Origin of the sequence: Flavonifractor sp. (genome assembly GCF_019422385.1) — a bacterium.
Lineage (GTDB): Bacteria > Bacillota > Clostridia > Oscillospirales > Oscillospiraceae > Flavonifractor > Flavonifractor avistercoris.
Genome location: NZ_JAHZDL010000041.1, coordinates 1 through 20,902 on the forward strand (window position 1 = coordinate 1; position 20,902 = coordinate 20,902).

22 protein-coding genes, 1 tRNA gene, 1 pseudogene and 2 riboswitches are annotated in these 20,902 nt (G+C 65.2%); of the genes and pseudogenes, 20 read left to right on the forward strand and 4 right to left on the reverse strand.

The window, feature by feature from the left end:
• The 7 genes from QZ378_RS06975 to QZ378_RS07005 form a co-directional block, all read left to right on the forward strand.
• Positions 1 to 290: DUF362 domain-containing protein (locus QZ378_RS06975; RefSeq protein ID WP_291257769.1), on the forward strand; the 290-nt coding region annotated here is incomplete at its 5' end.
• Between the two features lie 30 nt (positions 291 to 320).
• A complete protein-coding gene (gene deoC / locus QZ378_RS06980; RefSeq protein ID WP_291257770.1) occupies positions 321 to 986 on the forward strand; it encodes a deoxyribose-phosphate aldolase in 666 nt (221 codons plus the stop codon).
• A 454-nt stretch (positions 987 to 1,440) separates the two neighbouring features.
• On the forward strand, positions 1,441 to 2,664 hold the full coding sequence (locus QZ378_RS06985) for a BMP family ABC transporter substrate-binding protein (RefSeq protein ID WP_291257771.1): 1,224 nt from the start codon (positions 1,441 to 1,443) through the stop codon (positions 2,662 to 2,664).
• Between the two features lie 137 nt (positions 2,665 to 2,801).
• Positions 2,802 to 4,352 (forward strand): ABC transporter ATP-binding protein, encoded by a 1,551-nt coding sequence (locus tag QZ378_RS06990; protein WP_087239210.1) that lies wholly within the window; start codon positions 2,802 to 2,804, stop codon positions 4,350 to 4,352.
• Positions 4,349 to 5,611, forward strand: a complete 1,263-nt coding sequence (locus QZ378_RS06995; protein ID WP_291257772.1) for an ABC transporter permease — start codon at positions 4,349 to 4,351, stop codon at positions 5,609 to 5,611. The genes QZ378_RS06990 and QZ378_RS06995 overlap by 4 nt, the downstream gene beginning before the upstream one ends.
• Entirely contained in the window at positions 5,608 to 6,639 is a 1,032-nt protein-coding gene (locus QZ378_RS07000) for an ABC transporter permease (protein ID WP_191379461.1), read from the forward strand. The genes QZ378_RS06995 and QZ378_RS07000 overlap by 4 nt, the downstream gene beginning before the upstream one ends.
• A gap of 213 nt (positions 6,640 to 6,852) precedes the next feature.
• Positions 6,853 to 6,940, forward strand: a tRNA-Leu gene (locus tag QZ378_RS07005).
• Between the two features lie 50 nt (positions 6,941 to 6,990).
• Here the strand turns inward: QZ378_RS07005 and QZ378_RS07010 are convergent.
• Positions 6,991 to 7,344, reverse strand: a complete 354-nt coding sequence (locus tag QZ378_RS07010; protein ID WP_291257773.1) for a recombinase family protein — start codon at positions 7,342 to 7,344, stop codon at positions 6,991 to 6,993.
• A gap of 153 nt (positions 7,345 to 7,497) precedes the next feature.
• Here QZ378_RS07010 and QZ378_RS07015 point away from each other — a divergent pair.
• Positions 7,498 to 7,626: pseudogene (locus QZ378_RS07015) on the forward strand (transposase); the annotation flags it as partial.
• Between the two features lie 173 nt (positions 7,627 to 7,799).
• Here the strand turns inward: QZ378_RS07015 and QZ378_RS07020 are convergent.
• Positions 7,800 to 9,938 (reverse strand): S-layer homology domain-containing protein, encoded by a 2,139-nt coding sequence (locus QZ378_RS07020; protein WP_291257774.1) that lies wholly within the window; start codon positions 9,936 to 9,938, stop codon positions 7,800 to 7,802.
• Positions 9,939 to 10,135: 197 nt separating this feature from the next.
• Positions 10,136 to 10,253: riboswitch (molybdenum cofactor riboswitch) on the forward strand.
• 86 nt (positions 10,254 to 10,339) lie between these two features.
• Between QZ378_RS07020 and glp the strand changes: the two genes are divergently transcribed.
• From glp to QZ378_RS07080, 12 genes are all read left to right on the forward strand, one after another.
• The gene (gene glp / locus QZ378_RS07025; RefSeq protein WP_291257775.1) at positions 10,340 to 11,545 is read left to right on the forward strand and encodes a gephyrin-like molybdotransferase Glp; all 1,206 of its coding nucleotides are present in this window, start codon (positions 10,340 to 10,342) and stop codon (positions 11,543 to 11,545) included.
• Positions 11,546 to 11,635: 90 nt separating this feature from the next.
• On the forward strand, positions 11,636 to 12,118 hold the full coding sequence (moaC, locus tag QZ378_RS07030) for a cyclic pyranopterin monophosphate synthase MoaC (RefSeq protein WP_291257776.1): 483 nt from the start codon (positions 11,636 to 11,638) through the stop codon (positions 12,116 to 12,118).
• A complete protein-coding gene (mobB, locus tag QZ378_RS07035) occupies positions 12,108 to 12,614 on the forward strand; it encodes a molybdopterin-guanine dinucleotide biosynthesis protein B (RefSeq protein ID WP_291257777.1) in 507 nt (168 codons plus the stop codon). Before moaC ends, mobB begins: the two co-directional genes overlap by 11 nt.
• Entirely contained in the window at positions 12,607 to 13,581 is a 975-nt protein-coding gene (gene moaA / locus QZ378_RS07040; RefSeq protein ID WP_291257778.1) for a GTP 3',8-cyclase MoaA, read from the forward strand. Before mobB ends, moaA begins: the two co-directional genes overlap by 8 nt.
• A gap of 5 nt (positions 13,582 to 13,586) precedes the next feature.
• The gene (locus tag QZ378_RS07045) at positions 13,587 to 14,024 is read left to right on the forward strand and encodes an MOSC domain-containing protein (protein WP_191378864.1); all 438 of its coding nucleotides are present in this window, start codon (positions 13,587 to 13,589) and stop codon (positions 14,022 to 14,024) included.
• Positions 14,021 to 14,518, forward strand: coding sequence for a MogA/MoaB family molybdenum cofactor biosynthesis protein (locus QZ378_RS07050; RefSeq protein ID WP_366935141.1), 498 nt, complete (start codon positions 14,021 to 14,023; stop codon positions 14,516 to 14,518). The genes QZ378_RS07045 and QZ378_RS07050 overlap by 4 nt, the downstream gene beginning before the upstream one ends.
• 139 nt (positions 14,519 to 14,657) lie before the next feature.
• Positions 14,658 to 14,771, forward strand: a riboswitch (molybdenum cofactor riboswitch).
• Entirely contained in the window at positions 14,764 to 15,633 is an 870-nt protein-coding gene (gene modA / locus QZ378_RS07055; protein ID WP_291257779.1) for a molybdate ABC transporter substrate-binding protein, read from the forward strand. (Overlaps the previous riboswitch by 8 nt.)
• A gap of 96 nt (positions 15,634 to 15,729) precedes the next feature.
• Positions 15,730 to 16,431 carry a molybdate ABC transporter permease subunit gene (modB, locus tag QZ378_RS07060; protein WP_191529105.1) on the forward strand — a complete coding sequence of 234 codons (702 nt, stop codon included), beginning with the start codon at positions 15,730 to 15,732 and terminating at the stop codon, positions 16,429 to 16,431.
• Entirely contained in the window at positions 16,428 to 17,483 is a 1,056-nt protein-coding gene (locus tag QZ378_RS07065; protein ID WP_291257780.1) for an ATP-binding cassette domain-containing protein, read from the forward strand. Before modB ends, QZ378_RS07065 begins: the two co-directional genes overlap by 4 nt.
• A 34-nt stretch (positions 17,484 to 17,517) precedes the next feature.
• Positions 17,518 to 18,537 (forward strand): molybdopterin-binding protein, encoded by a 1,020-nt coding sequence (locus QZ378_RS07070; RefSeq protein WP_291257781.1) that lies wholly within the window; start codon positions 17,518 to 17,520, stop codon positions 18,535 to 18,537.
• 110 nt (positions 18,538 to 18,647) lie between these two features.
• Positions 18,648 to 18,899 (forward strand): hypothetical protein, encoded by a 252-nt coding sequence (locus tag QZ378_RS07075; protein ID WP_291257782.1) that lies wholly within the window; start codon positions 18,648 to 18,650, stop codon positions 18,897 to 18,899.
• On the forward strand, positions 18,892 to 19,281 hold the full coding sequence (locus QZ378_RS07080; RefSeq protein WP_291257783.1) for a PepSY domain-containing protein: 390 nt from the start codon (positions 18,892 to 18,894) through the stop codon (positions 19,279 to 19,281). The genes QZ378_RS07075 and QZ378_RS07080 overlap by 8 nt, the downstream gene beginning before the upstream one ends.
• A 160-nt stretch (positions 19,282 to 19,441) precedes the next feature.
• On the opposite strand, the gene argF is transcribed toward QZ378_RS07080, so the two are convergent.
• Positions 19,442 to 20,368: an ornithine carbamoyltransferase gene (argF, locus tag QZ378_RS07085; RefSeq protein WP_291257784.1), complete on the reverse strand. Its 927-nt coding sequence runs from the start codon at positions 20,366 to 20,368 to the stop codon at positions 19,442 to 19,444.
• Positions 20,369 to 20,380: 12 nt separating this feature from the next.
• Positions 20,381 to 20,902: aminotransferase class III-fold pyridoxal phosphate-dependent enzyme (locus tag QZ378_RS07090; protein WP_291257785.1), on the reverse strand; the 522-nt coding region annotated here is incomplete at its 5' end.

Here is a 20,902-nt window from a genome sequence, read left to right on the forward strand (position 1 = left end):
CCCCCTACTGCGACTGTCACGGGGAGAACGACCTGCCCATCGTGCCCAACGTGGGCATGTTTGCCTCCTTTGACCCGGTGGCCCTGGACCAGGCCTGCGCCGACGCCTGCGGGAAACAGTCCCCCATCCCCGGCTCCCACCTGGACGAGCAGATGCACAGGGAGGACTTCTGCGACAAGCACGACCACTTCATCAACAGCATGCCGGACACCGACTGGCGGGTGTGCCTGGACCACTGTGAGAAAATCGGCATCGGCACCCGCTCCTACGAGCTGGTAGAGGTAAAATAACTGCACGACGCGTAGAAAGGGAGTAATCTAATGGACGTGAAGAACATCCTGGCCCACTGCGACCACACTCTGCTCAAACAGGAGTCCACCTGGGCCCAGATCAAGGAGGTCTGCGACGACGGGCTGAAGTACGGCTGCGCCTCCGTGTGCATTCCCGCCTCCTTTGTGAAGCAGGCGGCGGACTACGTGGGCAACGAGCTGAAGATCTGCACTGTCATCGGTTTCCCCAACGGCTACTCTACCACCGCCGTCAAGGTCTTTGAGACCGAGGACGCCATCCGCAACGGCGCCGACGAGATCGACATGGTCATCAACATCGGCTGGGTGAAGGACAAGCGCTGGGACGACGTGCTGGAGGAGATCAAGACCATCAAGGCCTCCTGCAAGGGGCGCATCCTCAAGGTGATTGTGGAGGCCTGCCTGCTCACCCAGGAGGAGAAGATCAAGATGTGCCAGCTGGTCAGCGAGTCCGGCGCGGACTACATCAAGACCTCCACTGGCTTCTCCACCGGCGGCGCCACCAAGGAGGACGTGGCCCTCTTTGCCCAGCACATCGGCCCCGGCGTAAAGATCAAGGCCGCCGGCGGCATCGCCACCCTCCAGGATGCCCAGGACTTCCTGGATCTGGGTGCCGACCGCCTGGGCACCTCCCGGATCGTGAAGCTGGCTCGTGGGGAGCAGGCCAGCGGGTATTGAGCCCGTCGGCCCGGAAAACAGCATCCATCTATAACAAGAGGACTGGCCCCTGGGGCCAGTCCTCTTGAGACTGTCGAAAAAGTGGCAAGCCACTTTTTCGAGCAGGATGCAGTCCGCCGCGCGCAGGATTTGTCCGCTTCAGGCGGACAAATCCCACACTTGCGGCCTGAGAAGTGTTTTCTCCGACGCACATGTCGCCGGAGAAAACAGATTCCCATTTTTTCGCGCCTGCGGGCGCGAACTCTGCGAGACTTTTCGACAGGCTGAGGACTGGCCCCTGGGGCCAGTCCTCTTGTTTGCATGTAACACTTTTGTAAAAAAATTTGTGATTTTACGTAAAAGATGGTTGCCCTTTGAGAGGGGATAAGGTATAATAGTGCCGTAAGCGCAGGGCGGAGCGGATCACATGTCTGAACCAAACTGTGCTATTTTTGCGAAAGGAAGGTAGATTACATTGAAGCAGACAAAGAAGCTCCTTGCCCTGCTGCTGTGCCTGGGCATGGTGGCCGGTCTGGCCGCCTGCGGCGGCGGCACTCAGGGCACCAGCGATTCCCCCGCGCCTGAGAGCACCGCGCCCGCGGGTGAGACCACTCCCGCCGATACGGGGGAGCCCGCCGGTGAGGCTGCCACCGACCCCGATTCCATCGACGACAACATGACCTCCGCCGACGGCACCTATCAGGTGGCTTTCGTCACCGACGTGGGCCAGCTGAAGGACAAGTCCTTCAACCAGGGCACCTATGACGGCGTGAAGCTGTACGCCGCCGCCAACGACCTGAGCTACAAGTACTATCAGCCCGCCAACGGCAACGAGGCCACCGACGACGACCGCTTTGACGCCATGCAGGCCGCCGTGAACGGCGGCGCCGACGTGGTGGTGTGCGCCGGTTACCTGCAGGAGGCTGCCCTGACCCGCGCCGCCATTGCCAACCCCGACACCAAGTTCGTCTTTGTGGACGGCTATCCCCTGAGCGACGAAAGCGGCAACGTTCTGACCAACGTGGCCGGCATCGCCTTCAAGGAGGAGCAGGCCGGTTACCTGGCCGGCTACGCCGCCGTGAAGGACGGCTTCACCAAGCTGGGCTTCTCCGGCGGTGGCGGCGGCACCAACCCCGCCTGCTGCCGGTTCGGCTATGGCTATGTCCAGGGCGCCAACGCCGCGGCTGCCGAGGAGAACGTCACCGTTGACATGAACTACTCCTGGCAGTACGGCTCCACCTTCCAGCCCTCCAGTGAGCTGCAGACCATGATCAGCGGCTGGTACGCCAACGGTACCGAGATCGTGTTCGCCTGCGGCGGCTCCATGTTCCAGTCCATCTCCGCCGCCGCCTCCGCCAATGACGGCTATGTCATCGGCGTGGACGTGGACCAGTCCGGCGAGTCCGACACCGTCATCACCTCCGCCATGAAGGGCCTGTCCGACGCGGTGCAGTGGGCCGTGGGCCATGTCTATGACGACACCTGGGACGAGATCGGCGGCACCGCCACCTCCCTGGGCGTGAATGACAACGCCGTGGAGCTGCCCACCAGCGACGACGCCTGGCGCTTCGAGACCTTCACTGTGGAGGAGTACGAGGCCCTGTACCAGCAGATGGTGGACGGCACCTTGGTGGTGGACGACGACTACGCCAACCTGGAGACCACCGACTGGAGCAACCTGAACCTCACCGTCATCTAAAACCATCCGCATGTCCCTTGCACAGGGGGAGCGCTGACGCGCTCCCCCTGTTTCTGCCTGCGGGCGGATTGGGACAAATTTCTTGTAATTCTTCCAGTGGTATTATATAATAGTATTATCTTTACGGAGGAGGCGGGATGAGGACTATGGAAGCGGAAAACATCATTGAGATGCTCCACATTACCAAAGAGTTCCCCGGTATCATCGCCAACGATGACATCACACTTCAGCTCCGGCGGGGGGAGATCCACGCCCTTCTGGGGGAGAACGGCGCGGGCAAGTCCACCCTGATGAGCGTACTGTTCGGCCTGTACCAGCCGGAGGCGGGCGAGATCCGGAAGAACGGCCAGGTTGTGAAGATCAACGACCCCAACGACGCCACGGCCCTGGGCATCGGCATGGTGCACCAGCACTTCCAGCTGATTGACGTGTTCACTGTGCTGGACAACATCATTCTGGGCGCCGAGACCACCAAATTCGGCTTCCTTCAGAAGAAGGAGGCCCGGAAAAAGGTGGAGGAGCTGTCGGAGAAGTACGGCCTCAAGGTGGATCTGGACGCCAAGGTGGAGGACATCACCGTGGGCATGCAGCAGCGGGTGGAGATTCTCAAGATGCTCTACCGGGACAACGAGATCCTGATCTTTGACGAGCCCACCGCAGTTCTCACCCCCCAGGAGATTGAAGAGCTGATGGCCACCATGAAGGAGTTTGCCAAAGAGGGGAAGAGCATCCTGTTCATCTCCCACAAGCTCAACGAGATCATGGAGGTGGCCGACCGGGTCACCGTGCTCCGCAAGGGCAAGTACGTGGGTACGGTAAACACCTGCGACACGGACAAGCAGTCCCTGTCCAACATGATGGTGGGCCGTCCGGTGCAGCTGGAGGTAGTGAAGGACGAGGCCCGTCCCGGCGAGACGGTGCTGAAGGTGGAGCATCTGAGCGTGCCCTCCCACACCCACAAGAAGGATGCCGTCCACGACGTGAGCTTCGAGGCCCGCGCCGGGGAGATCCTGTGCATCGCCGGCATCGACGGCAACGGCCAGACCGAGCTGGTCTACGGCCTCACCGGCCTGGAGAAGTGCTCCGGCGGCACCGTGACCCTCTGCGGCCATGACATCTCCCACGCCACCATCCGCCAGCGAGGGGAGAATATGAGCCACATCCCCGAGGATCGGCACAAGCACGGCCTGGTGCTGGACTTCACGCTGGAGCAGAACCTGGTGCTCCAGCGGTTCCGGGAGCCCCGGTTCCAGCACATGGGCTTCATCAAGCCCGCCGCCGTGCGGGAGTACGCCGACCGGCTCATTGAGCAGTACGACGTGCGCTCCGGCCAGGGGCCGGTGACCGTCGCCCGCTCCATGTCCGGCGGCAACCAGCAGAAGGCCATCATCGCCCGGGAGGTAGACCGGGAGAAGCCGCTGATCGTGGCGGTGCAGCCTACCCGCGGCCTGGACGTGGGCGCCATTGAGTACATCCACAGCCAGCTGGTGGCTGAGCGGGACAAGGGCAGGGCGGTGCTACTGGTCTCCCTGGAGCTGGATGAGGTCATGAGCCTGTCCGACCGCATCCTCGTCATGTACGAGGGGGAGATCGTGGGCGAGCTGGATCCCAAGGCCACCACCGTACAGGAGCTGGGCCTCTACATGGCCGGCGCAAAGCGCATGACAAAGGAGGGCGAGGGCGCATGAAGGAGAAGCTATCCATTCTCTGGGGCAAGGACGGCACCAAGTCGGTTCTGGCCTCGCTGATCTCCATTGTCATCGGCATGGCCGTGGGCGCGCTGATTGTGGTGCTGGTGGGCCTGCTCAACCCGTCCATGGGCCTGGGCACCATGTGGGAGGGCGTTCGTCTGGTGTTCGGCGGCCTGTTCAGCACCGGCCGCGACGCCGCGGGCCAGCTCACTTTCGGCTTCAATCCCACCAACATCGGCAACATGCTCTTCCGGGCCACCCCGCTGATCCTCACCGGACTGTCGGTGGCCGTGGCCTATAAGACCGGCCTGTTCAACATCGGCGCGCCGGGGCAGTACCTGATGGGCACCGCCGCCACCCTGATCCTGGCCCTGTCCATCCCCACCGAGACCGTGCCCGCGCCCCTGGTGTGGGTGATCGCCTTCGTGGGCGGCAGTCTGGCCGGCGCGGTGTGGGGATGCATCCCCGGCCTGGTGAAGGCATTCCTCAACATCAACGAGGTGCTGGCCTGCATCATGACCAACTGGATCGCCGCCAACCTGGTGACCTGGATGTTCGACAGGGGCAGCCTGTTTGAGAACCTCCAGAACACCGTGGAGAACACCAAGACCGCCTATATCTACAAGACCAGCTTCAACGGCGTGGAGACCTCCAAGATGGGCCTGGATCTGATCTTCCCCAACTCCCAGGTCAACGGCGGCATCCTCATCGCCATCGTCATCGCCATCCTCATGTATATCCTCATGAACAAGACCACCCTGGGCTATGAGCTCAAGGCCTGCGGCGCCAACCGCCACGCCGCCCGGTACGCCGGCATTTCCGACAAGCGGAACATCGTGCTGTCCATGGCCATTGCCGGCGCCCTGTCCGGCGCGGCGGCCTCCCTGTACTACCTGGCGGGCAACACGGAGTTCTTCTGGTCTACCTATCAGAGCCTGCCCGCCACCGGCTTCAACGGCATCCCCGTGGCCCTGCTGGCGGTGTGCAACCCCATCGGGGTGATCTTTACCGGCTGCTTTATGTCCATGCTGGACATCGTGGGTCTCCAGCTCACCAATCTGACGGCCTACAACGAGTATATCACCGATGTGATCATCTCCATCATCGTCTATCTGAGCGCCTTCTCCCTGGTCATCAAGCTGGCCATCAGCGGCAGCCACCGGAAGCACAGGAAGGCGGCGGAACCCGCCCCGGTGAGCACGGCCCCGCCGGACGGCGGAGATGGAACCCCGGAGAAAGGAGGGGAGCAGGCATGACGTTCCTCATTCAGCAGACCCTGATCTATGCCGTCCCCCTGATGATCGTGGCCCTGGCCGGCGTGTTTGCCGAGCGCAGCGGCATCATCAACCTGGCCCTGGAAGGTATTATGATCTTCGGCGCCTTCGCGGGCGTGCTCTTTGTCAACCTGACCCAGCAGGCCGGCGTCTTTGATGCCGCCAAGGCGAACGACAACTATCTGGCCCTGCAGGGCTTCATGCTGCTGGCCATGCTGGTGGCGGCCATTCTGGGCGCCCTGTTCTCTCTGCTGCTCTCCTTCGCGTCGGTGAACCTGAAGGCCGACCAGACCATCGGCGGCACCGCCCTCAACCTGATGGCCCCCGCCCTGGTGCTGTTCTTCATCCGCATTGTCGCCAACCAGAACACCCTTCAGATGTACACCGGCGACGCGGCCAGCTGGTTCATGATCAAAAAGAGCATGTTCGGCTACGGCCGCAACGATGAGATGGGCTTCTTCGGCTCCACCTTCATCGACAAGACCTACCTGGCCACCTACATCTGCATTATCCTCTTTGTGGTGCTGTCCATCCTGCTCTACAAGACCCGCTTCGGCCTGCGGCTGCGCTCCTGCGGCGAGAATCCCCAGGCCGCCGACTCCCTGGGCATCAACGTCTATAAGATGCGCTACGCCGGCACCACCATTTCCGGCGCCCTGGCGGGCATGGGCGGCTTCGTCTACGCCCTCACCACCGCCAACTGCGCCTCCACCGGCGAGGTGGCCGGCTTCGGCTTCCTGGCCCTGGCCGTTATGATCTTCGGCAACTGGAAGCCCCTGAACATCGCCGGCGCGGCCCTGCTCTTCGGCCTGTTCAAGTGCATCGCCGCCTCCTACACCAGCATCGATATCAACGGCGACGGGGTATTCCTCCTGGCCCAGCTGGGCATCAGCCCCCATATCTACCGGATGCTGCCCTATCTGGTCACCCTGGTGGTTCTGGCCTTCACCTCCAAGAAGTCCCGGGCCCCCAAGGCGGAGGGAATTCCCTACGACAAGGGCAAGCGATAAAGTCGGCCTGCCCCTGAACCGGATCACGTGTCCGCAGCGTTTTCCGAGCCACCAGCCCTGGACAGACAGGGCTGGTGGCTTTTTCTGTCCTGCCGGAGGAGAGACGGGCGGAAGGAAGCTTTGCAGGAAAAAAGCAAGAAAGATTTTCAAAAAGATGTTGACAAGAGGGGAAACATAGGATATAATAACATTCGTTCTGATTCAGAACTTCACGCGCGAGTGGTGGAATTGGCAGACTCGCTAGATTCAGGTTCTAGTGTGCATTACGCACGTGCGGGTTCAAGTCCCGCCTCGCGCACCAAAGCGAATGGTGATACAGTATTTGAAAAATGCTGTATTACCATTCGTTTTTTATTGCTGCAAGCAAATAGAGGATGCGGTCAGCATAACTTGATCTTTTATGGAAACCAGGCCGACACCGAGCTCTTGCAGACGCTTCATATACACATAGGCGTCCAGGCTGTTGCGGCATAGCCGGGTCATGCTCTTTACGACCACGTCATCCATCCGTCCATCTGCGGCGGCCTGTGTGACTTCCCGTAGTCCAGGCCGGTCAGGGAAAACGCCGCTTCGGATTTCGCGGGTAATCACCCATCCCTGCTCTTTTGCCCGGCCGCGCAGATGCTCCATTTGGCAGTCGAGCACTTGGCTTGTTCCGCCCCGGTCAATCCGCCCGTAGAGCCAGACTCGCTTTAGTGCTGCCATGCGCTCACCCCGCTTTCTAGGCAGGGATGTAGCTGACATAGACGCCCCTATGGGCATGCCTCTAATAATTCAATTACTTTTGCTGCTCTTTGTTACATTATTCCTGTTGCTTTCCAAGTTCTTGCCTGAAATGAGCTATTTCCTTTTTTAGAACAGAAAACCATTGAGCGGGTCTTTGCCGACGCAAAGGAAAAACACGCCATGCGTTATACTCAGTACAGAGGCTTGCCCCAGGTGACGAACTGGGTAAAGCTTAAATTTGCTGCCATGAACCTTAAATAGTTTGCCAAATGGCTGTGGATGGAGAGCTCTCCCTCCCTCTTTCCCATGCTTTTTCATCTGGTTATGCCGGCAACCTGGCCTATGCATATATAGACCGGCTTTCTCGACAGACTGCGCCCGCGCCGTCCATGGACGGCGCGGGCGCTTTTGTGCATTGCCGGGCTGCGTTGCCTCTACCGCTCCAGCAGGCGGCAGAGCATGGCGGCCAGCTCGCCGCGGGTGGCGGTGCGGGCACCGCTGTAGGACTCGCCGACCATGCCCAGGCCCTGGGCCAGGGCGGCATAGCCCAGCTCATCGACAGGGATGGAGGCCGCGTCGACATAGGCGCAGGTATAGATGCCCTCCAGTCGGGCCGCCGGGCCGTAGCCGGCGCAGTCCAGCAGGCAGCGCACCAGCGCCCCCCGGGTGACAGGGCTGTCCTCATCCCGCTCACTCCGGGTCAGGGCACCCATGCGGTAGGCGGCGGCGTAGGCCCCGTCCATCATCTCCGCATCGGCGTTGTCCGGGTCGATGAGCCAGCCGTCCAGGCTGACCAGCAGGGCCACCAGCTCCCACTGGGTCAGGCTCTTGTCCGGCCGGAAGAGGCCGCCGTCGTAGCCTACGCCGTAAGAGGCCAGCTTCTCCACATCCGCCCGGGCCCAGGAGCCCTTTAGATCTGAGTAGGTGAGGGCGCCGCCGGCCGTCTCCGGCCAGACCGGCTCCCCGGTGGCGGCGTCTATGCCCAGGCAGTAGGTGCCCCGCTCCAGGGCATAGGTTAGCTGCAGGCCGTAAAAGTGGGTGAGGCCCAGTTCCAGCAGTCTGGCCTCCAGGGGATCGTCCCCGTCCAGGGGGCGGGGTACCAGCCGGTAGGCCAGCACGGTGTCATAGGTGTCCGCCCAGGCGGCCAGGGCGGAGGCCTCATCCACGATGCCCTCCGGGCTGGCAAAGGTCACGGCCTCGTCATAGACAGCGCGGAGGCGGTAGACGGAGCCGTTCCCCAGGTCGATGGCTATGGTATAGCGGTTCTCCGGGAAGGGGATGCCGTTGGCCTGCTGCACATAGGTAAAGGCGGCATAGGGCAGGCGGCTCTCCCCGCCGTCCGGGCTGTCATAGAGGGTGAGCCCTGCCCACCGCGTCCCGCAGAACTCCGACAGGAAGGCCTCGGCTCTGGACTGGGCCTCCGATACGGTCAGGGCGGGGGACTCCCCCTCCTCCAGCCAGGGGGCCGAAGAGGACACGGACTCCACCGTGCCGGTGCGGGCGTCCACGGTAACGGTGCGGCTACAGGTCTGCTCCCCGTCCGCCAGACGGTAGGACAGGGTGCACAGCACCTGCTCCTCCTCCCCCTCACCCGTCAGGGCATAGTCGGCAGAGGCCAGGGCATAGTCCTCCAGCCCATAGGCTGCCTGGGCCCGCAGGGCCTGATCCAGTGCCTGGGCGGAGCGCACCCCCTCTAGTTTGGCAATCCCATCCTGTTCGGCCTGGGTCAGGCCGCTCTCAGCCCCGGCCGCAGGGGACTCCGTGGCGGCGTCGCTCCCGCCGCCATTGCCCATGCCGGCCATGAGCTCCTCCAGCTCTGTCATGTTGAGGGTCTCGCCGGTGGCGGCGTCGATGTAGAGGGTGTCGGTGTCCTCCGGCAGCCAGCGGAGCACGGCGGCGGAGCTGCCCTCCTCCCGCACGTACTCCAGCCGCAGGGCCAGATTGGCGGTCAGCAGCCCGGCGGCCTGGCTCTGGGACACGGCCGCCCCGGGCGAGGGCACGTCCCCCAGAAAGGTGCCTGCCGCCGTGTCCCGGGAGAAGGCGGTCACCGCGTTGTCCGACGCCCGAACGGTGACGGAGTAGTGCAGGGGAGAGGGCAGGCCGTTCAGAAGGAGCTGCCCGGAGAAGCGAAAGCTGTCACCCCCCAGGCTGTCCATGCCCCGGGGTTCGCCCAGCTCCGCGGACTCGCCCTCTGTCAGCACCCTGTCCAGGAAGGCATGGGCCGCCTGAGATGCCGCCCCTGCGTCCCCCTGGGGGAAGGTTGGGAACCCGCTGCTGGGGGACGTGTCGCTCTCCCCCAGATAGTAGCCGGTGACGGTGCCGTCGTCCAGAGCATCCACGGACAGCGAGCCCTCCGCCCCGTCCCAGCGAAGGCTCCACACGCCGGTCAGGCCGTCCTCGTAGCGGTCACCCTGGAACTGGTCATAGCCCGTGGTGTCCAGGGCCAGGGTATCCTTGACCGCCTGGGTCACCCGGGCCAGGGCCGCGTCGGCGGACTCCTCCGCGGCCGCCGCCGGCAGGGCCAGCCCCGACGCCAGGGTCAGGGCCAGTACAAGCGAAAGCAGCTTCTTCATCATTCATCCCTCCATTGTGGCGCAGTATCCGGGTATTACTGCCCTCATTCTATCTGATTTGACGAAAAATTTCCAGAGAAGTTCCGGATTTCTGTGAAAAAAATTCCACTGCAACGAGCCGCTGACAAAATTGACGATATGGGGTATCAAAACAAAGGGGCTTGCGGAGCCGCGGATTCCGCACTATAATAAAGGCAATAGGATTACCGCTCCGAGCGGGAGCGCCTGCAGGCGATAGCTATGGCGATTCCGCCTGGGCCAGAGGGGAAACGCTCTGACCTTCCGTGTTTGAAAAGGGGCCGCTCCGCTTCTGGGGAAATTCTGCCCCCGGGGGGCGCCGCCTTTTTGGGCGGCGCCCCCTCTTTTATGGCCGCCCCGACCATCTGGAGGAGAGAACAGGCATGAGAACCGGACTGACGCTGGAGGAGGCACAGCAGGCGCTGTGTGAAGATATCGACTGCCTGGGGACAGAAAAGCTGCCCCTGGCGGAGGCGTCGGGGCGGAGGCTGGCGGAGGAGATCACCGCCCCCATGGACCAGCCGCCCTTTGACCGCTCCCCGCTGGACGGGTACGCCCTGCGTGCGGCGGACACAGCCGGGGCCAGCCGGGAGCACCCGGTGTCCCTCGCCGTGGCGGACACGCTCTATGCCGGAGACGCGCCCCGGGTGCCCGTGGCGCCGGGGCAGGCGGTACGGGTGATGACGGGGGCCATGCTTCCGGAGGGCTGCGACTGCGTGCTGAAGCAGGAGGACACGGACATGGGCTCCCCGGTGGTGGAGATCTACGCATCTCTGAGGCCCGGGGACAACTATGTGCACCGGGGGGAGGACTACCGGGCGGGGACCTGCCTGCTGCCGGGCGGGAGCCGGGTGGACGCGGCGGCGGTGGGGGTGCTCTCCTCCGCCGGTATCACGGAGGTGCCGGTGCGCCGGCGGCCCCGGGTGGGTGTGCTGTCCACCGGGGACGAGGTGGTGGAGCCCGGAGTCCGCCCCCTGCCGCCGGGAAAGATCTACGGGGCCAACCTGCCCCTGCTGCTGGCCCGGCTGCGGGAGCTGGGGGTGGAGAACGTCACCGGACAGTTGGCCGGGGACGACCCCCAGGCCGTGGCGGAGGCCATGGCGCGGATGCTGGAGACCTGCGACCTGCTGATCACCACCGGCGGGGTGTCGGTGGGGGACAAGGACATCTTCCACCAGGCCCTGCCCCTGCTGGGGGCGGAGCGGGTGTTCTGGCGGCTGAAGCTGAAGCCGGGCTCCCCGGCCATGTTCTCCAGGTTCCGGGGCAAGCCCATCCTGTCCCTGTCGGGCAATCCCTTCGCCGCCTTCACCACCTTCGAGCTGCTGGCCCGGCCCCTGCTCGCCGCCCTGTCCGGGGAGCCGGAGCTGCTGCCCCGGCGGGAGAAGGCCGTGCTGGACACCCCCTTCCCCAAGGGCAGCGGTATCCGCCGGTTTGTGCGGGGAAAATGCGGAAACGGCCATGTCTCCCTGCCGGAGGGCCACTCCTCCGGGGTGCTGCGCTCCCTGGTGGGGTGCAGCTGCCTGGTGGACATCCCGGCGGGGAGCGGCCCCCTGGCGGCGGGGCAGACGGTGGACATTTTGATGTTGTGACAACAGGGATTGGCGCGCCCCACGGGGTGCGGCCCATCCACACGGCGGGGGCAAGCCCCCGCCCTACATGAAAAAAGGTTGGATAGAAATATGGAAGCGAAATTGAATCACTTTGACGAGGCGGGCAACGCCGTGATGGTGGATGTGACCGGGAAGGAGCCCACCTTCCGGGCGGCGGTGGCGGAGGGGACCATCCGGGTGTCCCGGCCGGTGCTGGAGGCCATTGTGGAGGGCACCGCCGCCAAGGGGGACGTACTGGGGGTGGCCCGTGTGGCTGGGATCCAGGCGGTGAAGCGCACCTGGGAGCTGATTCCCCTGTGCCACCCGCTGATGCTCACCCACGCCTCCATCGACTTTGACATCCTGGAGGCGGACTGCGCCGTCCGCGCCCGGTGCACCGTGAAGCTGTCGGGCAAGACCGGGGTGGAGATGGAGGCCCTCACGGGGGTGAGCGTGGCCCTGCTCACCATCTACGACATGTGCAAGGCCATGGACAAGGGGATGGAGCTGACGGACATCCACCTGGTGCACAAGGAGGGCGGCAAGTCGGGGGTGTACGACCGTGAGCCATAGCCCGGTGGTGGTAGCGGTGTCCGGGGTGAAGAACTCGGGCAAGACCGCCCTGATCGCCGCCATGCTGCCCCACCTCACCGCCGCCGGGCTGCGGGTGGCGGTGATCAAGCACGACGGGCACCGCTTCCTGCCGGAGCCTTTGGATACGGATACGGGCCGCTTCCTGGCCGCCGGGGCCTGGGGTACGGCCATCTTCGACGGAGAGAAGTACAAGGTGGTGCGGCGGGAGGCGGTGGACGAGGCCGCCCTGATCGCCCAGTTCCCGGAGGCGGACCTGATCCTGCTGGAGGGGTTCAAGTACTCCGCCTGGCCCAAGCTGGAGGTGGTGCGCGCCGGCAACTCGGCGGCGCCGGTGTCAAACCCGGCCACCCTGCTGGCCCTGGTGACCGACCTGCCCTTGTCCCTGCCCGGCGTGCCCACCCTGCCGCTGGGGGACGCAGAGGGTGCGGCGGCGCTGCTGATTCGATACGTCAAGGAGGGGAAGGCCCGTGACTGACCAATATGGACGGCGCATCCACTACCTGCGGGTGTCGGTGACCGACCGGTGCGACCTCCGGTGCCGCTACTGCATGCCGGAGGAGGGGGTGGAGTGGGTGGAGCACAGCCACATCCTCTCCTACGAGCAGATTGTCCGGCTGGTGCGGGCGGCGGCGGGCCTGGGGATTGACACGGTGCGCCTCACCGGCGGGGAACCCCTGGTGCGGAAGGGGCTGGACAAGCTGGTGTGGGCCGTGAAGGCCATTGACGGTATCCGCGCCGTCACCCTGACCACCAACGGCGTGCTGCTGGCCCAGCAGCTCCCCGCCCTGCGCGCGGCGGGGCTGGACGGGGTGAACCTGAGCCTGGACACCCTGGACCGGGGGCAGTACGCCGCCATCGCCCGGCGGGATCTGCTGCCCCGGGCCCTGGAGGGGCTGGAGGCCGCCCTGAACACGCCGGGGCTGAAGGTGAAGCTCAACTGCGTGCCCATGGGGGACAACGACGACCAGCTGGTCCCCCTGGCCGCCCTGGCCCGGGACAGGGCCCTGGACGTGCGGTTCATTGAGCTGATGCCCATCGGGCTGGGGAGCTCCCTGCCCCGCCGCACCCAGACGGAGGTGCTGGAGAAGCTGGAGGGGGCCTTCGGCCCCGCCCTCCCCTGTGCCCAGGGGGGCGGCAGCGGGCCGGGCCGCTATGTGACCTTCGGCGGCTTCACCGGCCGGGTGGGGTTCATCAGCGCGGTGAGCCACCAGTTCTGTGAGTCGTGCAACCGGGTGCGGCTCACCGCCACCGGCTTTCTCAAGACCTGCCTCCAGTACGAGACGGGGGTGAACCTGAAGGCGCTGCTGGAGAGCGGCGCCGACGGGGCCGCCATCCGCGCCGCCATGGAGGGGGCCATCTTTGCCAAGCCCGCCTGCCACCACTTCTCCGCCCCCGGCACGGCGGAGGACGAGCGGCGGAGCATGTATCAGATTGGAGGATGAGCGGCATGGGAAAGGTGCTTGCCGTGTGTATCAGCGAAAAGAAGGGAACCCAGAAGAAGAACGTGGGCTCCGCCCGGTTCGTGGAGGACTGGGGCATCCAGGGGGACGCCCACGCGGGGAAGTGGCACCGGCAGGTGTCCCTGCTGTCCCACGAGAAGGTGGAGGCCTTCCGGGCCAGGGGCGCCGTGGTGGACGACGGGGCCTTTGGGGAGAACCTGGTGGTGGAGGGGTACGACTTCAAGACCCTGCCCATCGGGACGAAATTCCGGTGTGGCGACGTGGAGCTGGAGCTGACCCAGGTGGGCAAGGAATGCCACAGCCACTGTGAGATCTACAAGGTCATGGGGGACTGCATCATGCCCCGGGAGGGCGTGTTCACCAGGGTGCTCCACGGGGGCACCATCTCCGTGGGGGACGAGCTGACCATGGAGGGGGAGGGATGAGCATGCGCGTCGCCATCATCACCCTCAGCGACTCCGGCTGCGCCGGACAGCGGGAGGACAAGAGCGGCCCGGTGATCCGGGAGCTGGCGGAGGCGGCGGGCTATACGGTGGCGCACACCGCCCTGCTGCCCGACGGGGTGGAGCCTCTGGCCTCGGAGCTGAAGCGCCTGTGCGACGAGGATCTGGCCGATCTGATCCTCACCACCGGGGGCACCGGCTTCTCCCCCACCGACCTGACGCCGGAGGCCACCCGCTCCGTGGTGGAGCGGCCCGCCCCCGGCATTGCCGAGGCCATGCGGTGGCAGTCCCTCCAGATCACCCCCCGGGCCATGCTCTCCCGGGCGGCGGCGGGCATCCGCAAGGGGGCCCTGATCGTCAACCTGCCCGGCAGCCCCAAGGCGGTGCGGGAGTGCCTGGAGTTCATCCTCCCCTCCCTGGCCCACGGGCTGGAGATTCTCAAGGGCACCGCGGGCAACTGCGCCTCGCCAGAATAAACTGCGCTCCGTTCCGCCCCGCGGATGCGGGGCATCCACTCCGCTTCGTTGATTCTGGCTCTCCTCCCGCGACCCGCTTTGCTGGGCTCGCGGGAGGGTTCGAGAAACGGGTACAGGCAATGTGAGCCTGTCGGCTCATTTTATATAAATTCTTCGAGCCCGCCCGCCTAAGGCGCTGCTATGGCGGCGGGCCGGGGTGTGTCTGGAAACGGACACGCCTACCATTTTGTAAAGGAGAATATACCATGAAACGAATTGCAGCCCTGTCCCTTGCCCTGGCCCTCACCCTGGGCCTGGCCGCCTGCGGCGGCGGAAATGCCGGCACCGCGGAGACCCCCGCGGCCAACAGCACCACCCCGGCCGCGGAGACCACCGCGCCCCAGGCCGAGCCGGTGGAGGTGGTGGTGTTCGCCGCCGCGTCCCTGGAGGCCACCCTGACGGAGATTGCCGACCTGTACAAGGAGGTGGCCCCCGAGGTCACCCTCACTTTCTCTTTTGAATCCTCCGGCACCCTGCGTACCCAGATCATAGAGGGCGCGGTGTGCGACCTGTTCATCTCTGCCGGCCAGTCCCAGATGAACGACCTGGAGGCCGGGCAGAATGAGAACGGCGCCGACTTCGTGTACGCCGACACCCGCATCGACTTTGTGGAGAACAAGGTGGTGCTGGCGGTGCCCGACGACAACCCCGCCGGCATTGAGACCTTCTCCGACCTGGCCACGGACAAGCTGTCCCTGCTGTGCATTGGCAACGACGACGTGCCGGTGGGCTCCTACTCCCTGGAGATCCTGGACACCCTGGGCATCGACATCGCCCAGCTGGAGAACGACGGCAAGGTGACCTACGCCTCCAACGTGACCGAGGTGGCCAACCAGGTGAAGGAGGGCGCCGTGGACTGCGGCATCATCTACGCCACCGACGCCTATACCTATGAGCTGACCGTGGTGGATCAGGCCACCGCCGACATGTGCAGCCAGGTGATCTACCCCGCCGCCGTCATGAAGAGTGGCAGCGGCGAGGCCGCCGAGGCCGCCGCCCAGGCCTTCCTGGACTACCTCCACACCGATGAGAGCGCCATCGCCGTGCTGGAGGGCGTTGGCTTCACCGTCCTGTAATGGCGGACGGCGGGGGCAAGCCCCCGCCCTACATACGTACAGGGGCGGGTTTCAACCCGCCCCTGCCACCATCATGACACAGGACGGTGAACAATCTTGGACTGGTATCCGCTATTCAACTCCCTGCGCATCGCCGCCGTGTCCACGGTGATCATCTTCTTCCTGGGGATTCTGGCGGCTTATTATGTGGCCAAGCTGCCCCGGCTGGTGAAGGGGGTGCTGGACGTGGTGCTCACCCTCCCCCTGGTGCTGCCCCCCACGGTGGTGGGCTACTTCCTGCTGCGGCTGCTGGGCCCCAAGCGGGTGCTGGGCCTGTGGTTTCTGGAGACCTTCGACCTGCGGCTGACCATGGTGTGGTATGCCGCCATCTTCGCCTCGGCGGTGGTGGCCTTCCCCCTCATGTACCGCACCGCCCGGGGGGCCTTTGAGTCCTTCGATCCCACCCTGGCCTACGCCGCCCAGACCCTGGGCCGCTCCAACACCTGGATTTTCTGGCGGGTGCGCATGCCCTGCTGCAAGCAGGGCATCATCGCCGGCACGGTGCTGGCCTTTGCCCGGGCCCTGGGCGAGTACGGCGCCACCTCCATGATCGCCGGGTACACCCCCGGCAAGACCGCCACCATCTCCACCACGGTGTACCAGCTCTGGCGCACCGGCGACGACGCCGGGGCCATGCGCTGGGTGCTGGTGAACCTGGCCATCTCGGCGGTGGTGCTGCTGACCGTCAACATGCTGGAGAAAAAGGACCGCCGCCCCCGCCGCAGGGCGGCCCCGGTCACCGGGGAGGTGGGGGAATGAGACTGTCGGTGGACATACACAAGGACTTCGGCCCCTTCCGCCTGGACGCGGCCTTTGAGACCGACAGCGGCGCCGTCACCGGCGTGCTGGGGGCCTCGGGCTGCGGCAAGAGCATCACCCTCAAGTGCATCGCCGGCATCGAGACCCCGGACGAGGGCCACATCGAGCTGGACGGGGAGGTGCTCTTCGACTCCGCCGCCCATATTAACCTGTCCCCCCAGAGGCGGCGGGTGGGGTATCTGTTCCAGAACTACGCCCTGTTCCCCAACATGACGGTGGAGCAGAACATCGCCGCCGGGGGGCGGGACAGGGCCGGAAGGAAGGAGACGGCGGCGCGGCTGATGCGCGCCTTCTATCTGGAGGGGAGCGAGCACAAGTACCCCCGGCAGCTCTCCGGCGGGCAGCAGCAGCGGGTGGCCCTGGCCCGCATCCTGGCCAACAAGCCCCGGGCGCTGCTGCTGGACGAGCCCTTCTCCGCCCTGGACAGCTACCTGAAATGGCAGGTGGAGCTGGAGCTGATGGAGCTGCTGGGGAAATTCCAGGGCCCCGTGCTCTTTGTCACCCACAGCCGGGACGAGGTGCGCCGCCTGTGCAGCCAGGTGTGCGTGCTGGACCAGGGGTGCTCCCAGCCCATGCAGCCGGTGGAGGAGCTGTTTGAGGCCCCCCGCACCCTGTCCGCCTGCCTGCTCTCCGGGTGCAAGAACGTGTCCCGGGCCCGCCCCCTGCCCGACGGGCGGGTGGAGGCCCTGGACTGGGGGATGACCCTGGAGCCGGGGGTTCCCCTGCCCGAACATCTGAGCCACGTGGGCATCCGGGCCCACTTCCTCCGGCCGGTGGACGGCCCCGGCCCCAACCGCCTGCCCTGCACCGTGGAGCGGGTGGTGGACGAGATGTTCTCCACCGTAGCCATGATGACCACCCCCGGCGGGGCCCAGGGCTTCTCCCGGCTGCGCATCGAGCTGGACAAGGCCGCCTGGGCCGCCCTGGGGAACCCCGGGGCGCTGTGGGTGGAGCTGCCCCGGGAGCACCTGCTGCTGCTGACCGGCGGCTGACCGCCCGTCATTCTGGAAAAAGGATGGTAACCCCATGAAGCTGATAGACACCAAGGACGCGGTGGGCCATGTGCTCTGCCACGACCTGACCCAGATCATCCCCGGCGTCACCAAGGACGCCCGGTTCCGCAAGGGCCACATTGTCACCCCCGAGGACATCCCCGTGCTGCTGAGCATGGGCAAGGAGCACCTGTACGTGTGGGAGAAGGAGCCGGGCACCCTCCACGAGAACGAGGCCGCCGAGCGCCTGCGGGCTCTGTGCCAGAACGAGCACATGCACCCCACGCCGGTGAAGGAGGGGAAGATCGAGCTCATCGCCGACTGCGACGGCCTGTTCCGGGTGGATATGGAGCGGCTCAACGCCCTCAACGACGTGGAGGAGCTGATGATCGCCACCCGCCACACCAACACCGCCGTCCGCAGGGGGGACAAGCTGGCGGGCACCCGCATCATCCCCCTGGTGATTCAGGAGGAGATCCTCCGGGCCGCCGAGGAGCGGGCGGGGAAGGAGCCCCTGCTCTCCCTCACCCCCTGGAAGCTGAAAACCTGCGGCCTGATCACCACCGGCAGCGAGGTGGCCAAGGGACTGATCCAGGACGCCTTCACCCCGGTGATTGTGGACAAGCTGGCCGCCTGCGGCATCACCGTCACGGAGCACTGCCTGCCCGGCGACGACCGGGCGGCCATCACCGCCGCCGCCCTGGACTTCCACGCCAAGGGGGTGGATCTGGTGCTGTGCACCGGCGGCATGAGCGTGGATCCGGATGACCGCACCCCCGGCGCCATCAAGGACACCGGGGCGGAGATCATCTCCTACGGCGCGCCGGTGCTGCCCGGGGCCATGTTCCTGCTGGCCTACTTCGCCGACGGCACCCCCATCCTGGGCCTGCCCGGCTGTGTCATGTACGCCAAGGCCACCGTCTTTGACCTGGTGCTCCCCCGCATCGCCGCCGGGGTGCCCATCTCCCGCTGGGAGCTGAAGGCCCTGGGCCACGGCGGCCTCTGCCTGGGCTGCCCCGAGTGCCGCTACCCCGTCTGCCCCTTTGGGAAGTAGACCTGCGCGGGTTCCGCCGTCATAGTGCTGGCTTGTTCTTTTCCCATACCTGTGGTATACTTGGACGCAGGTATAACTGCCGTCAGGCGAATGACGCGGAGGGATCCCACATGAAGCAGATCAGTCCTGTATGGATGGTACCGGTGCTGTTGGCCTTATTGACGGGCTGTGGGCAGCAGGGAAGTGCTGCGGCATCTGCGCCGGGCGGCGGAGAGAGCGTCCAGCAGCCCGCCGTCCAGAGCAGCACCCCGTCGCAGACTCCTGGCACGGCGGAGGAGGCTCCCGCTGTCAGCGGGGAACAGAGTGAAATCAGCCCGGAGACGGCCCTGACCACCGCCCTGAACAACGCCCGGAGTGCCTGAGACGGATGCCTACCACATTCAAATTGAGACTGACGGGGACAACGGCATTCCCATCTACGACATCGAGTTCGAAACGGACTATGGCGACTATGATTTTGAAGTGGACATAGAGACTGGGAGCATTGTAGGGGCCGACTACGAGGTGGACGAGGAGTGGCTGGATCAGCTGGGCGGCAGCGCGGTCACGCTGGATCAGGCCAGAGCCGTTGTGCAGGAAAAGGTGCCCGGTGCCGACCCGGAGGACATTCAACTCTGGGAAGAAGACAGAGACGGACGGGGCCGCTATGAGGGGGAATTCTTTTCCGGCAGCATGAAGTATGAATTTGAGATAGACTCTCGAACAGGAATTATTTTTGACTGGACCGCAGATCTGCGGGACTGAGCGCTGAAGACAGGGACAGTGGGTACCACTGTCAGAAAAACAGAGAACCGGAGCCAGCCCTGGTGGGTCGGCTCCGGTTCTCTACTTGCGCCTGAAAGGGCCAGAGTGCAGCTGCTACAGCTGGGGGTTCTCCTCTCATCAGGCAAGGACTCTTGGCGATTCAGCGGCTTTCCTCCCCCATGAGCAGGTAGAGAACCGCCTTCTGGGCGTGGAGGCGGTTCTCCGCCTCGTCGAAGATCTCCCCGGCGTGGGCCTCGAACACCTCGGCGGTGATCTCCTCCCCCCGGTGGGCGGGCAGGCAGTGCTGCACCATGCAGCCGGGGTGGGCCAGCTTCAGCAGCCCATCGTTGATCTGGTAGACCCCCTCAAAGACGGCCCGGCGCTGGGCGGCCTCCCCCTCCTGGCCCATGGAGGCCCACACATCGGTGACCAGCACGTCGGCGTCCGCCGCGGCCTCCTTGGGGTCGCGGCACAGGGTGAAGGTGCTGCCGGTGACGGTCTTGGCGAAGTCCAGTACCTGGGGGTCGGGGTCGTAGCCCTCGGGGCAGGCCACGGACACGTCCATGCCCACCTTCAGGCCGCCCACGATCAGGGAGTTGGCCATGTTGTTGCCGTCGCCGATGTAGCACAGCTTGAGCCCCTCCAGCCGGGACTTGTGTTCCCGGACGGTCATCAGGTCGGCCAGCACCTGGCAGGGGTGGGCGAAGTCGGTCAGGCCGTTGATCACGGGGATGGAGGCGTACTTTGCCAGGGTCTCCACCTCCTGCTGGCCGAATGTGCGGATCATAATGCCGTCGCAGTAGCGGCTGAGCACCCGGGCGGTGTCCTCGATGGGCTCGCCCCGGCCGATCTGGCTCTCCTTGCCGGAGAGGAACAGGGCGTGGCCCCCCAGCTGGAACATGCCGGTCTCGAAGGACACCCGGGTGCGGGTGGAGTTCTTCTCGAAGATCATGGCCAGGGTCTTGCCCGCCAGATACTGGTGGGTCAAGCTGTGCTTCTGGTTGTACTTCATCTGGTCGGCGGTGTCCAGGATCTTCACGATGTCCGCCTTGGACAGATCCAGCAGCTTGAGCAGGTCTTTCTTCATTGCATTCACCTCTTACGACAGCGTCTGTTTCAGAATTTCCAGGCCCCGATCCAGCTCGGCCTGGGTAATGGTCAGGGGGGGCAGCAGGCGGAGGGCATCCCCGGCGGTGAGCACCAGCAGGCCGTTCCGGGCCAGCAGGACCGCCAGCTCCTTGTTGGTATGGGGGGCCTTGACCTCGATGCCGATCATCAACCCCAGGCCCCGGGTGGCCCCCAGGCAGGGCAGGTTCATGGCCTCGATGGCGGAGCGGAGACAGCGGCCCTTCCTCTGTACCTCGGCCAGGGCGTCCTCGTCCAGGATGTCCAGTACCGCCTGGGCCGCCGCGGCGCAGATGGGGTTGCCGCCGAAGGTGGAGCCGTGATCCCCCGGCCCCAGCACGTCCCGGCACTTCTCACTGACCAGGAAGCCGCCCATGGGCAGGCCGCCGGCGATGCCCTTGGCGAAGGACACCGCGTCGGGTAGGATGCCGTACTGCTGGAAGGCGAAGAGGGTGCCGGTGCGGCCGATGCCGGTCTGCACCTCGTCCACCAGCAG